Annotated in this window: 13 protein-coding genes, 1 tRNA gene and 1 riboswitch; of the genes, 6 read left to right on the top strand and 8 right to left on the bottom strand. The window is 65.0% G+C overall.

Features of this window, described 5'->3' with window-relative positions; genetic code table 11:
- Positions 1–66: 66 nt before the first annotated feature.
- A riboswitch (cyclic di-AMP (ydaO/yuaA leader) is annotated at positions 67–259 on the top strand.
- A gap of 3 nt (positions 260–262) precedes the next feature.
- Positions 263–1000, top strand: a complete 738-nt coding sequence (locus AC50YA_RS18750; RefSeq protein WP_494983722.1) for an NlpC/P60 family protein — start codon at positions 263–265, stop codon at positions 998–1000.
- A 107-nt stretch (positions 1001–1107) separates the two neighbouring features.
- Here AC50YA_RS18750 and AC50YA_RS18745 read toward each other — a convergent pair whose 3' ends face one another.
- Genes AC50YA_RS18745 through AC50YA_RS18735 form a run of 3 tightly spaced genes read right to left on the bottom strand, consistent with a single transcriptional unit; the run spans position 1108 to position 4013 of the window.
- Positions 1108–3423 (bottom strand): heavy metal translocating P-type ATPase, encoded by a 2316-nt coding sequence (locus tag AC50YA_RS18745; RefSeq protein ID WP_494983721.1) that lies wholly within the window; start codon positions 3421–3423, stop codon positions 1108–1110.
- 2 nt (positions 3424–3425) lie between these two features.
- The gene (locus AC50YA_RS18740) at positions 3426–3653 is read right to left on the bottom strand and encodes a heavy-metal-associated domain-containing protein (protein ID WP_494983720.1); all 228 of its coding nucleotides are present in this window, start codon (positions 3651–3653) and stop codon (positions 3426–3428) included.
- A gap of 18 nt (positions 3654–3671) precedes the next feature.
- Positions 3672–4013 (bottom strand): metal-sensitive transcriptional regulator, encoded by a 342-nt coding sequence (locus tag AC50YA_RS18735; protein WP_494983719.1) that lies wholly within the window; start codon positions 4011–4013, stop codon positions 3672–3674.
- Positions 4014–4249: 236 nt separating this feature from the next.
- On the opposite strand from AC50YA_RS18735, the gene AC50YA_RS18730 reads away from it, so the two are divergent.
- The 3 genes from AC50YA_RS18730 (at position 4250) to AC50YA_RS18720 (ending at position 6763) form a co-directional block, all read left to right on the top strand.
- The gene (locus AC50YA_RS18730) at positions 4250–4771 is read left to right on the top strand and encodes a hypothetical protein (protein WP_494983718.1); all 522 of its coding nucleotides are present in this window, start codon (positions 4250–4252) and stop codon (positions 4769–4771) included.
- Between the two features lie 179 nt (positions 4772–4950).
- Entirely contained in the window at positions 4951–6267 is a 1317-nt protein-coding gene (locus AC50YA_RS18725; protein ID WP_494983717.1) for a YibE/F family protein, read from the top strand.
- Between the two features lie 91 nt (positions 6268–6358).
- Positions 6359–6763 carry a hypothetical protein gene (locus tag AC50YA_RS18720; RefSeq protein WP_494983716.1) on the top strand — a complete coding sequence of 135 codons (405 nt, stop codon included), beginning with the start codon at positions 6359–6361 and terminating at the stop codon, positions 6761–6763.
- A gap of 151 nt (positions 6764–6914) precedes the next feature.
- Here the strand turns inward: AC50YA_RS18720 and AC50YA_RS18715 are convergent, their stop codons facing one another.
- The 5 genes from AC50YA_RS18715 to tmk all read right to left on the bottom strand — a co-directional run bounded on the left by AC50YA_RS18715 (position 6915) and on the right by tmk (position 11002).
- A complete protein-coding gene (locus AC50YA_RS18715) occupies positions 6915–7109 on the bottom strand; it encodes a hypothetical protein (protein WP_494983715.1) in 195 nt (64 codons plus the stop codon).
- Between the two features lie 341 nt (positions 7110–7450).
- Positions 7451–7523, bottom strand: a tRNA-Thr gene (locus AC50YA_RS18710).
- 96 nt (positions 7524–7619) lie between these two features.
- Positions 7620–9185: an alpha/beta hydrolase gene (locus AC50YA_RS18705; RefSeq protein WP_494983714.1), complete on the bottom strand. Its 1566-nt coding sequence runs from the start codon at positions 9183–9185 to the stop codon at positions 7620–7622.
- Between the two features lie 21 nt (positions 9186–9206).
- A complete protein-coding gene (locus AC50YA_RS18700) occupies positions 9207–10349 on the bottom strand; it encodes a DNA polymerase III subunit delta' (RefSeq protein WP_494983713.1) in 1143 nt (380 codons plus the stop codon).
- The gene (tmk, locus tag AC50YA_RS18695) at positions 10346–11002 is read right to left on the bottom strand and encodes a dTMP kinase (protein WP_494983712.1); all 657 of its coding nucleotides are present in this window, start codon (positions 11000–11002) and stop codon (positions 10346–10348) included. Before tmk ends, AC50YA_RS18700 begins: the two co-directional genes overlap by 4 nt.
- A 53-nt stretch (positions 11003–11055) precedes the next feature.
- Here tmk and AC50YA_RS18690 point away from each other — a divergent pair, with 53 nt between their 5' ends.
- Both AC50YA_RS18690 and AC50YA_RS18685 read left to right on the top strand, forming a co-directional pair.
- Positions 11056–12246, top strand: coding sequence for a trans-sulfuration enzyme family protein (locus AC50YA_RS18690; RefSeq protein ID WP_494983711.1), 1191 nt, complete (start codon positions 11056–11058; stop codon positions 12244–12246).
- Positions 12247–12255: 9 nt separating this feature from the next.
- On the top strand, positions 12256–12606 hold the full coding sequence (locus AC50YA_RS18685; protein WP_494983710.1) for a DUF2516 family protein: 351 nt from the start codon (positions 12256–12258) through the stop codon (positions 12604–12606).
- Positions 12607–12718: the final 112 nt, after the last annotated feature.

Below are 12718 nucleotides of genomic sequence, written 5' to 3'. Positions count from 1 at the left end.
CAATGGGTCAGCTCTTCCTGTACGGTCGAATTCGTGCCGGTTTTCTCCGAGGGCGGCACTCCCGCGTTGATTGCCTAACTCTGCCGCTGCCCGGGATCCGATCGCATATTTCGTCCGGCAGAGACGGGGAACCCAATTAGTGGCCTGCTTCGGGCAGGCCTTGGGGTGAAGCCGCTGTACTGCACTTTGTGCAGAACCGCGGCCGGGTGTCTCCCATCCGAATCCGACAGCTCACCTCGCAGGCATTGGGAGAGGCCACTTCATGTCCATTCGCAGAACTCACGGCCGCCACCGCGCGGTCACCGTCCAGACGAGCCCGCTCACGGCCCTGTCCAGGACCGTCGCCGACAATGCCGGAGGTGTAGGTCGTCAGGCGGCCGTTATCGCTGCAGCCTCCGGCCTGGTCCTGACCAGCGGCATCGCCGCGCAGGCCGCAGACGCCCCCGCGCAGCGCGATGCTGAACCGGCTTCAAACCTTGAGGTCACCAGTCAGGCCCCGGCGCCGCTCAGCGCCGACGCGACGGTCAGGATCTCGTACGAGCGTCCCGACGTCAGCACCACGCCGGCCCCGGTCGTGGAGGCACCCAAGCCTGCTGCCGCGCCGGCAGCTTCCGCCGCCCCGGCGAAAGCCACGATCACCGTAGCCCCTGCTGCTGCGCCAGTGGCCGCTCCGGCCGCTGGCGGCGTGAACGCGACCATGGTTTCTGCCGCTTACGCCCAGATCGGCATGATCCAGGACTGCACCAGGCTGGTTGAACAGGCACTTGGCGCCGCAGGGATTCCCGTCGGGGACCTTGGACCGATGCAGTTCATGAACTACGGCACCGTCGTCACGGACCCCCAGCCCGGGGACATGGTCATGCAGCCCGGACACGTGGGTATCTACGTCGGCAACGGCCAGGTCCTCAGCTCCGGACTGAACGGCAAGAACGAAACCGCAGTCCACCCCCTGACGTGGATGACAGCCAAAGGCTCAGTCACCTTCGTCCGCGCCGGGTAACCAACAACGAGAAGGCCGGTGATTCGCTGCCTTGGGGGCAGCGTATCACCGGCCTTCTCCATGCCCACCTAAGGATCGGGCATCCCGCGGCAGGCACCCTGACGAGATCAGAGGACTGGTACCAGTGCGGGCGTGGTCGGGGCCGCGGACGCCTTCTGAGCGGTGAAGCGGCGCAGCCGCAGGGAGTTGGTGACAACCAGGACGGAGCTGGCTGCCATTGCGGCTCCTGCGATCATCGGATTGAGCAGACCCAGGGCCGCGACCGGGATGCCGACGGCGTTGTAGAAAAACGCCCAGAACAGGTTGGTCTTGATCGTGGCCAGCGTCCGCCGGGAGAGCTCGATGGCGTCCGCGACTTGGCCCAGGTCGCTTCCCATCACTGTCAGGTCCGCGGCGGCAATCGCAACGTCGGTGCCGCTGCCCATCGCGATGCCCAGGTCAGCCTGGGCCAAGGCGGCTGCATCATTCACGCCATCACCGGCCATCGCCACGATAGCTCCGCCGGCCTGCAGCCGGCGGACGGCCTCTACCTTGCCCTCGGGCAGGACTCCGGCCATCACATCTTCCGCCGGGATGCCCACCTGTGCGGCTACGGTGGAGGCGACCGAGGCGTTATCCCCGGTCAGCAGGACGGGCCGCAACCCCAGAGCTTTCAGCCGTCCGATCGCGGCCGCAGATCCTTCTTTGACCGTGTCGGTGAGGCTGATGATTCCCTCGGGTTCACCATCAATGCCGACCCAGATGACGGTCGCGCCGGCTCCCTCCTGTGACCGCAGCTCCGTGTAGTTGTCCGCGGAGGGAGTGATGCCGTTATCCTCCAGCCAGCCGGCCCGGCCGGCAACCACCCGCCGGCCGTCCACAGTCCCGCGCACGCCCCCACCCGGTGCGCTGTCGAAAGCTGTGACGGGCAGCAGCGGGGCGTTGGCCTTGGCTGCACGGGCGATTGCGTGGGCGATCGGGTGTTCGCTGGCGGCTTCGACGGCTCCTGCCAGGGCAAGGATCTCCTCCCCGGTCGTCGAGGTGAAGGACTGCACGGCGGAAACGGAAAGTTGTCCGCTGGTTACCGTTCCGGTCTTATCCAGCACGATGGTGTCCACGGTCCGGGTGTCTTCGAGGACCTGCGGGCCCTTGATGAGTATGCCCAGCTGCGCGCCGCGTCCGGTCCCAGTCAGCAGTGCCGTGGGCGTGGCCAGGCCCAGGGCGCAGGGGCAGGCGATCACCAGGACCGCGACCGCGGGGGTAAAGGAGGACTGCAGGTCACCGGTGGAGAAGAACCATACCGCGAAGGTCGCGGCTGCTATGACGAGGACGACGGGGACGAAGACTGAGCTGATCCGGTCAGCGAGCCGGGCAATCGGGGCCTTGCCGCTCTGGGCCTGGCTGACCAGCTTTCCCATCTGCGCGAGCGTGGTTTCGCTGCCCACACGGGTTGCCTTAACCAGCAGCCGCCCGTTCGTGTTGATCGTCGCCCCGATGACGGTGTCATCGACGCCGACTTCCACCGGAAGTGATTCACCGGTGATCAGGGAAGTGTCCACGGCGCTTTGGCCTTCGATGACGTATCCGTCAGTGGGGACTTTTTCGCCCGGGCGGACGACGAAGACATCGCCGGGCCGTAACTGGTCGGCAGGGATCCGGGTCTCGACCCCGCTGCTGAGAACTGTTGCTTCCTTCGCCCCCAGGTTCAGCAGCGCCCGCAGCGCGTTGCCCGCACGCTGTTTCGCGCTGGCTTCCAGGTACCGGCCCAGCAGCAGGAATGTCGTGACGACGGCGGCGACCTCGAAGTACAGGGCATGGGCGCTCATGTCCATGCCCGGGTGCTCGGTCAGGGCAGGGTCCGCGAAGAGTTGCCAGGCCGAAAACAGGAAGGCGGCACTCACGCCGATCGATACCAGGGTGTCCATGGTGGATGCCAGATGCCGGGCATTGACCGCCGCGGCACGGTGGAAGGGCCATGCGGACCAGCTGACCACGGGCAGGCTCAGCGCGAAGGCCACCCAGCCCCAGTTCGGGAACTGCGCTGCCGGGACCATGGAAATGATCACTACCGGCAGGGTTAAAATAGCAGCGAGCAACAGCCGCGGACGCAGGGCGGCGGCTGCTGCAGAGGCGGGCTGAGCCTCATCGTTCAGGCCAGTCAGGGCCGGGTCATCCTCAGGCCCCAGGCCGCGTCCTTCGCCCGTCCCGGGGGTTACTTTGAGTCGTGCCGAGTAGCCGGTGGCTGTGACCGTATCGATGATCTGTTGGTCCGTGATGGAGTCCGGAACGGTGACCTGTGCGGATTCCAGCGGAAGGTTCACGCTGGCCTCGACTCCGTCGAGTTTGCCAAGTTTGCGTTCGACCCGGGCGACGCACGAGGCGCAGGTCATGCCTTCGATGTCGAGTTCGATGATGCGGGTCTTGGTAAAGGTTTCGGCGGCCATCCTTAGGTCCCGCTGCTGACCAGGGCGTAGCCGGCTTCCGTGATGGCTTCGCTGATCTGTTCAGGCTCCAGTTCGGACGCCGAGGTGATGGTGGCAACCGAAAGTCCGTCCGTGTTCAGCTGGACGGCTACCTCCTTAACGCCGTCGAGTTTCTGAAGCTCTTCGGTGACTGAGGCAACGCAGTGGCTGCAGTCCATGCCCGAGATGTTGACCGTTGTGTTGATGCTCATGGCGATTTCCCTTCGTTGCTAGCGCAGCAGACGCCCGATGGCCTCTGTTGCTTCCTTGACTTTCGCCCCGCCGGCTGCGTCGGATTCCGCCGCGGCGTTGACGACGCAGTGGCCAATATGTTCTTCCAGCAGGCCCAAACTGACCGCGTGCAGAGCTTTGTTCACGGCCGCGACCTGGGTCAGGATGTCGATGCAGTACGAATCCTCATCGACCATCCGGGCGATGCCGCGCACCTGCCCCTCAATGCGTTTAAGCCGGCGCAGATACGCGTCCTTCTCGCTGGTGTACCCGTGGTCGGCCGCCACGACGGCGGCGGTGGTCTCAGCAGCGTCCTGGCTGATGGGAATTCCTTCATGCATACAAATACTTTATACCCCTAGGGGGTATACTTGCAACTACCCTTTCGGGGTATACGCGTCTGCACGTTTTGCGCCTGCAGAGAGGTGCTATGACTGACCCGAAAGCTAAAGTCTCCTGTGACAGACGGCAATGCCGGTGACGCCGGTGTGTCAGCATGGGGAGACGCTGAGCAAACCGCCAGCCTGATGCGATCATGCCAAGCATTGTCGCCAACCCGTGAGGATTACAGAACCGTATGCCCAGCGATAACCACGAAGTTTCCCTCACCACGCCTCCTGGAGTGGTGCCAGCTGGCAGCACGAGGATGCCGCTTCCGGCCCGACGGCTTGTCCTGATCGGCGCAGCCTGCCTGCTGGTGGGGATTCTGGCAGGCCGGTTCATCTTTGGCGGCCTTGTCCTGGCTTCGGCAGGAACCGGGGCCCTGGCCGTGGCGCTCTCCTACAGTGCCGGCCCCAGATGGTTCTCTCCATTGTCCTGGCTCGTCAGCAGCGCCGGTGCGATCTGGACAGCAGCAACAGCCGGGTACTGGTGGGTCATTACCGCGGCCGCTGACGCCTCTGCGGCCGCACCGGCCATCGCGCCGGCCTTGTTCTACATCGGCCTCGGGGCACTCATCACCATGGCGGCCGGCCTGCTTGCAGCCATGATCCTGCGGACAGTCCGGAGCCGGGGAGTCAGTCCGGGCGTGGAGCTGACAGAGGAACCCGGGAAAGGACAAGGCTCCGCCGCTCAGCCGCAGCCTCACCAGGGCGAATGACAGTGGGCAGGACGTGCGACACGCTTGCTTAACAGGGCTGGGCACAACAGAGCCCCGGCAGCCGGCGCCTCCCTTCGGCCCAGGATTCTCCTGACATCATGACCGGCGCCCCGACAACTGTCAGGGCGGGAAAGGAATCCCTTGAGCCGTAGAGTTCACTGCGTGAGGTTGAACCACTGATGGGCCACGGACACACCCACTCTCTTACCGAGCCGGATCCGTCACCGGGGGCGGTGGCCCTGAGGCGTCGGGCAAACCGGCTGCTTTTCGCCGTCCTGGTGCCACTGGCTCTGCTGACGCTGGCCGCCATGATCCTGATGTGGCCCTCCGGGGGCAGGGAAGGTCTCACCCTTGCCAACCCGTACGCCGGTGCGCCCGGCGCTACCTTTGAAACCGGCAAGATCCAACGCGTGGTTCAGGAAAGCTGTACGCAGGAAGCAAACCCGGATGCCGGCGGACAGGGCGCCTCCGAATGTGTGTTTGCGTTTACCGAGCCGGATAAAGGCGGCAGCCCGGTCAAGGTGATTATCAACCCTGACGTCGCGAAGTCCCACGGGGTAAAGGCCGGAGACAACATCAGCTACGTGGATTTGACGGCATCCGTAGGCGCCGGCGCCGGGCAGCAGGCCACACCCCGGTTCATTTTTGTCGACTTCGTCCGTACCGTGCCGATTTTTCTGTTGGCCGTCCTGTATTCCGTTGTGGTGGTCGCCGTGGCTCGCTGGCGCGGGCTCCGGGCTCTGGTTGGACTGGTGGGCGCATTCGCTGTTCTGGCCGGTTTCATGCTCCCCGGCCTGGTGGAAGGAAAACCACCGCTGCTGCTCGCAGTCGTAGGGTCGACCGTGATCATGATCGGTATGCTGTACTTCGCGCACGGGTTCTCCGCGCGAACGTCCACCGCACTTCTGGGCACAATGTTCGGGTTGGGCATCACCGCGCTGCTGGCGGCCTGGACAACGGACGCGGCGAATCTGTCAGGTAGCGGAAGCTTCGAGGCCGCCACCTTGGCCAATATATCGGGCGACATCTCGATCTCCGGCATCGTTCTGTGCGGACTGATCATTTCCGGGCTTGGCGTGCTCAACGACGTCACAATCACCCAATCGTCCGCGGTATGGGAACTCTACGAACTGGCTCCGGAAACCTCCGCCCGCAAGCTCTTCAGCTCCGCAATGCGGATCGGACGCGATCACATTGCCTCAACCGTCTATACGATTGCGTTCGCCTACGCAGGTGCCGCCCTTCCCATCATGATCATAGTGATGCTCTACAGCCGACCCCTGGGCGAGGCGCTGACCAGCACCGAGATGTCGGAGGAGGTGGTCAGAACCCTGGTCGGCTCCGTGGGGCTGGTGCTCGCCATCCCTGTCACGAGCTTCATCGCCGTCCTGGTGGTCAAAGCAACAGGGCCCCGGAGCTCCTTCCCTTGGGCCCGTTCCGCAGGTGCGAACGGTTCCCGGAACCACTCGGCGGGAAAGGACCGAACGCTTATCTGATCAGACCACGGTTTTGGCTATCTTTTCCGGGGTTCCCCCTCTACGTCAGGCTGGTTGTGAGTCATTCATGTCTTGATAGAAGGAGCCGACCGTGACATTCGTTAGCCAAGGTTTTACCCGTGATGAGATTCGGGAATTGGTGCATGAGTATCATCTGCAGCCGTATGGGACCAAGAAGACCTGGCTTGCCAATCAGTCGATGACGGAATGGACGTTTCGGCGGTGGCGGAAGCTGGTGTTCGAGGGTGATCTCGACCGGAATCTCATTCCGCGAGAGCATGGGGGTATGACCTGTACGAATGGCGAGTGGTCCGCGTTTGAGAAAGCGCGCGCCCGGGAGATCGCTGAACACCAGTCCGAAGTTGAACAGCTCCAGGGCCGGATCCGTGAGCTTGAGGGTACGAATTCAGCGTTGGGAAAAGCTATCGGGCTCTTGCACGAGTTGAGCGTGCCAGAGCCCGATACGGCGCAGACGAAAGATCCGAAAGGTTCATAGCCGCTGAGAACCTTCTTGTCCGGTCTCTGACGAAGCTCACGGGCTCGCAGCGGCAAGCTCTCGAGTCTGCCGGCGTCTCGCGCTCGACGTGGCATTACCGGCAGAACCCCCGCGAGCCGGTGCGGGACCCGCTGCGGCAGTCTGAGCGCGCTTACCAGTCACGGATCAGCACACAGGATCGTGACCGGATCTCGGAATACATCATGGACGGCTGGGCCAACCAGGTCTCCGTTGACCATTCCTTCGCAGGGATGGTGGGGCGCAGCATCTGGTCCTCGACCTGCGTCGCGATACGCCACCACGTGCGGCGGGAAGCGAGCATCACCCCGGTGTCCCAGGCCACCATCCTGCGACCCCCGCGATGCGTCGGGCAATCTCCAAGATGCGTTTAGAACCTGCTTCGTCTTCAGCCGAAGCCAAAGTGATCTGTTCTGGTCCATGCCCGGAGTTTTTCAACGTATAGGCAAGGCCCTCTGCCCATTCAGCCGCCCTCATACGTCCACCCTAGCGGTCAGCTCAGACGATGGGACGTCTTCATCGGCCGGGCTACAATCGCTACACGCCCGATGGCTCAACAGTATTCGGAAGGAGTTCAAAGTGTGCCCTGACCTCGAAAGGCGGTCGCCGCTTAACCAGCGAAAAACCTCGTAAAGCCCTAAATACAAGGGCAATACGAGGTTTATCCCGAGCTTCCTATCAGAATCGAACTGATGACCTTTTCATTACGAGTGAAACGCTCTACCGACTGAGCTAAGGAAGCACCGCACAAATTCACCCGGCGTAACCGGGCGGTTCATGCAAGAGTCAACTGTAATAGAGTCCCTGCGCCCGGGTCAAAATGGGCGTCCCAAACTCCTCAGCAGACGGTGTTGTCGGCGGGAACCGTTCCGTCCACAAGGTACTTGTCCACCGCGTCTTCGAGGCAGCTGTTGGCGCGGCCGTAGGCGGTGTGGCCCTCTCCCTGCCAGGTCAGCAGGGAGGCGTTGCCCAGCTGTTTGCGCAGGGATGCGGCCCATTCCACGGGGGTGGCAGGGTCGCCGGTGGTTCCGACAACCACGATCGGGGCTTCACCGGTGTATTCCACCGGGGCCGGGGTGCGTACGTTTTTGTACGGCCAGTCCAGGCAGTTGGTGCCGCCGTAGGCGAAGAAGTAGCCGAGGGTGGGGGAGGCCTGCATAAGCCGCTGCTGTTCGGCATGCATGGCGGCGGTGTCGGACACCATGGGGTAGTCCAGGCAGTTGATCGCAGTAAAGGCGAAGGTGGAGTTGGACGTGTACTTCCCGTCGGCGCCGCGGTCCGCGCCGAGGTCCGCCAGGCGGAGCATCAGGCTCACGTCACCCGTCATGGCGGCCTCCAGGGCCTGGGTCAGGGCTGGCCAGCTCTGGTCGTTATACAGCGGAGTGATGAGGCCGCTGACGAACATCGTGGCATTCACCAGGCGGCCGTCCTTGGCCAATCGGGGTGTCGCCTGGACGGAGTTGATGATGTCGCGGATCTGCTGGACGCCGCTGTCCACGTTCCCGCTGAGCGGACACGAGGATTCCTGCTGGCAACTGGCCACATAGGCCCTGATGGCTTTTTCGAAAGCCACGGCCTGGCCGCTGGTCAGCTCCTCGTTGCTGATGGACGGATCCAGGGCGCCATCAAGGACCATGCGGCCCACATTGTCCGGGAACAGCGAGGCGTAGGTGGAACCAAGGAAGGTGCCGTAGGAGTACCCCAGGTAATTGAGCTTGGAGTCATTGACCACGGCCCGCAGGATGTCCAGGTCCTTGGCCGCACTGACCGTGTCCACGTGGCCCAGTACCGGACCGGTCTGTGCGGCACACTGCGCGGCGATGGCCTTGTTGTCGGCCAACGCGGCGGCAAGCCCGGCGTCGGTATCCAAGGCGTAGATTTTTGCCCGGGACGCGTCCCGTTCGGCATCCGTCAGGCACTTAACGGGGGCGGAGCGCTTGACGCCCCGCGGGTCAAAGCCCACCAGGTCGTAGTTGGCCCGGACGGACTGCGAGAAGTGCGTTCCGGCCGCATCCTTGACGAAGTCGTAGCCGGACCCGCCCGGACCGCCCGGGTTGACCAGCAGGCTCCCGGTCTTCTTGCCGGTGCTGGGAGCCCGCAGCGCAGCTATCTGGATCTTGTCGCCGTCAGGCTTCGAGTAGTCGATGGGCACGGTGACCTTGGCGCACTGGAAGCCGTTTTCGCATGGCTCCCACACGACCTCCTGGGCGTAGAAGGAATCCAGTCCAGCGGGCGCGGACGCCACGATGGCAGGGTCTGCCTTCGCCGTAGCGGGGGCCGCGTCCGGGGTGTCCCCGCCAAAGAGGCTGCACGAGGCCAGCGTCAGAGCCAGGATCAGGGCGCCGGCAGCCCGCAGCCCAATCACCAGGGATTGGGAGCGTGCGGGCAGGGGGCGTGCAGTCATCGAGCGGTCTCCTAGTAGTTGCTAGATCAGGCTGGCTGCCATCGACTCAATGGTCAATAGCGGAGCAACGTTAGTGGTGGTAATTCGTTGGCGGGCTTTGTTGATGGCGTCCATGCGGGCGAGGGTGGTCTCCGGGGCAGACCGGGCGGCGAATTCCTCCAGCTCGCCCCTGAGCTCAACGTTCACCAGCTCCACGGCGTTCCCGAGCTGGATGATCAGCACATCCCGGTAGAACGAGAGGAGGTCTGTCAGTGTCCGGTCCAGGGAGTCAGTGATGGATCGCTTGGCCCGTCGTTTCTGGTCGTCTTCAAGCTGCCTGACCTGGCTGCGCATGGATGGCGGGAGCGTCCCTGACTCCGGGGCACCCAGAGTGGCCAGCAGCGCAGCCTTCTCGGCGGCGTCGCGCTCTTCATTGGAACTGTTGGCTTCCGCGGTGGCGATCTTCACCAGCTTGTCCGCCATCATTACCGCCGCGGTGACGCCGCGCAGACCCAGCGGGAACCTCACGGTTTCCAGCCGGCGTTCCCTCGCCTCAGGGTCCCGCGCCAGCCGGCGGGCGATTCCCACATGGCTTTGCGCCGCGCGGGCCGCGCGTTCGGCGAGCACCGGGTCCACCCCGTCGCGCTTGACCAGCAAAGCGGCGACGTCGGCCGCCGGCGGCAGCCGCAGGGCCACGGCCCGGCAGCGCGACCGGATGGTCACCAGAACGTCTGCGGGCGACGGAGCACAAAGCATCCAGATGGTCCGCGGCGTGGGTTCTTCGATGGCCTTCAGCAGCACATTGGTGGTCCGCTCGGCCATACGGTCGGCGTCTTCCACCACGATGATCCGCCAGCGCCCGGACGACGGCCGGTTGCCCGCCTTGGAGACCAGGTCGCGGGCTTCATCGATGGTGATGGTGACCTTCTCGGTCCGGACGTACGTCACGTCCGAATGGGTCTCGCCAAGGATGGTCAGGCAGGCAGGACACTCGCCGCAGCCGCGCCTGGCGACGTCGTCCTGGTCGCAGTTGAGGGCGGCCGCGAAGGCCTTCGCGGCATTGGAACGCCCGGAGCCGGGCGGGCCCGTGAACAGCCAGGCATGGGTCAGTCCCTCGCCCCGCGAGGCCTGGCGGAGCTGTTCGACGACGGCGGGCTGGCCCTGAAGGTCGTCCCAGACAGTCATGCGGCGCCCCGGCCAGCAGACGCGAGCACGGCATCCACCCGGGTGAGGATCCGCGCCGCCAGTTCGTCAACGGGCAGGTCAGCCGGCAGGACCAGATACGTCTCCGGCCGGCCGGCGGCCAGGTCGAGGAACGCCCCGCGGATTGTTGAATGGAACTCATCGGCCTCTGACTCAAGGCGGTCTTCGGCGGCGTCGCCGGCTGAGCGGCGGCGGCGGCCGTCAGCGGGATGCACGTCCAACAACACCGTGAGATCGGGCTGCAGCCCCGACGTCGCCCATTCGTTGAGGGTACGCACGGCGTCGGCACCCAGATCCCGGCCGGCCCCCTGGTACGCCACGGACGAATCAATATAGCGGTCCGTCAGGACAACCTCGCCGCGTGCCAGCGCCGGGCGGATGACCTGGCTGGCATGGGCAGCGCGGGAGGCGGCGAAGATGAGGGCCTCGGTGTGGGCGTCGATGTGGCCATGGCCGTGGTCCAAGACCAGGGAACGCAGTTTTTCGCCAATGGGCGTCCCGCCGGGTTCGCGCGTCCGCAGGACCGTCAGGCCACGTGTTTCCAGGGTCTCGGCAAGCCGGGCGGCCTGGGTGGACTTGCCGGCGCCGTCGCCGCCCTCGAAGGCGATGAAAAGTCCGGGGCTGTTGGTGGTCACTGCTCAAGACTACCGACTTCGGACGCCGCCGCACGTCCAAGTACGCTTTCTCCATGAGTCTCTCGGAACAGTACGCAGCATCCCTGTCGGCCGAAACCTTGGTGGTTGCCGCCGGCCGGCCGCCGCGTGAGCGGGACGAGCCCGTCAACCCGCCCATCGTGCTGTCCTCGACGTACTTCGGCACAGGAGCGCTGGGCGACGGGGACCGGGGCTACGGCCGCTATTCCAACCCCACCTGGGATCCCTTTGAGGAGGCCCTGGGCCAGCTTGAAGGATCTGAACTGCCCGGCCTGCTTTACGCGTCCGGACTCGCAGCCGTCAGTTCCGCGCTGTCCCTGCTGCCCGCCGGAGGCGTCCTGGTGATGCCGTCGCACAGCTACGCGGGCTCGCTCGTGATGGCCACGGAGCTGGCGCAGAAGGGCTTCCTGGAACTGCGGACGGTGGATATCGCGGACACAGACGCGGTCAAAGCACAGCTGGCCCCGCAGGGCCCGGACGCCAAAGCGGCCAGGATGCTGTGGCTTGAGAGCCCCACCAACCCCATGCTGGGCATCGCCGATATTCGCGAACTCACTGCGGCCGCCCATCAGGTGGGCGCCATTGTGGTGACGGACAATACGTTCTCCACGCCATTGGTCCAGCAGCCGCTGAGCCTGGGTTCCGACGTCGTCCTTCACTCGGTGACCAAATACCTGGCCGGACATTCGGACGTCGTCCTCGGCGCCCTGGTGACCTCCAACCCGGAAATCCGGGCAGCGCTCCTGCACCACCGCACCATCCACGGCGGCATTGCCGGGCCGTTCGAGGCATGGCTGGCGCTGCGCGGCCTCCGGACCCTGGCGCTGCGCGTGGAACGGTCACAGGCATCCGCCGCGGTCCTGGCCGACCGCCTGAGCACGCACCCCCTGATCGAAAGCATCCGGTTCCCGGGACTGCCCACGGACCCCGGCCACGAACGGGCGAAGACCCAGATGACGGGTTTCGGTTCCATTGTGTGCGTGCAGATCGCGCCGGTTGCCGGCCTGAGCGGAGCGGACGCCGCGGACAAACTGGTCCGCGCGCTGCAGCTTTGGCTGCCAGCCACCTCCCTGGGCGGGGTGGAATCGCTGATCGAAAGGCGCCGCCGCCACACGGCTGAGCCGCTGAGCGTCCCGGACAACCTGGTGCGCCTGAGCGTCGGCATTGAGAATATTGAGGACCTCTGGGCCGATTTGAAGCAGGCGCTCGACTCGCTGGGCCGCTAGGCTTGGACGGTGGACGGTGAACTGATAATTCGGCCTGTAGAGCTGGCAGTGTTTTTTATCCTTGCCCTGGTGGCACTCGGACTTGAAGTGTGGGCTCTGCTGGACTGCGTCAGGCACAAGTCCGCCGCCTTTGAAGCGACGGGCAAACGAACCAAGACGTTCTGGCTTGCGCTGACCGGCGGCGCCACGCTGATCGGCGTCATCTCGCTCTTCAGCGGCGGCGGAATCTTCGGCACGCTTGGACTCTTTGGGCTCGCGGCCGTGGTGGCAGCCTCGGTGTACCTCGCCGACGTCCGGCCAGCGGTCAAGGACGCGGGCCGCGGCGGCAGCCGCAACACGGGGCCCTACGGCGGCTGGTAATCCCCACCGGCCCCCTCAGCTCGCAAGCTCGCTCAGGGAACCCTGCCAGCGTGGGCCCAACCACCGGCCCCCTCAGCTCGCAAGCTCGCTCAGGGAACCCTGCCAGCGTGGG

Source organism: Pseudarthrobacter sp. RHLT3-21 (assembly GCF_059383495.1).
This window is presented reverse-complemented; position numbering and strand designations above follow the sequence as displayed.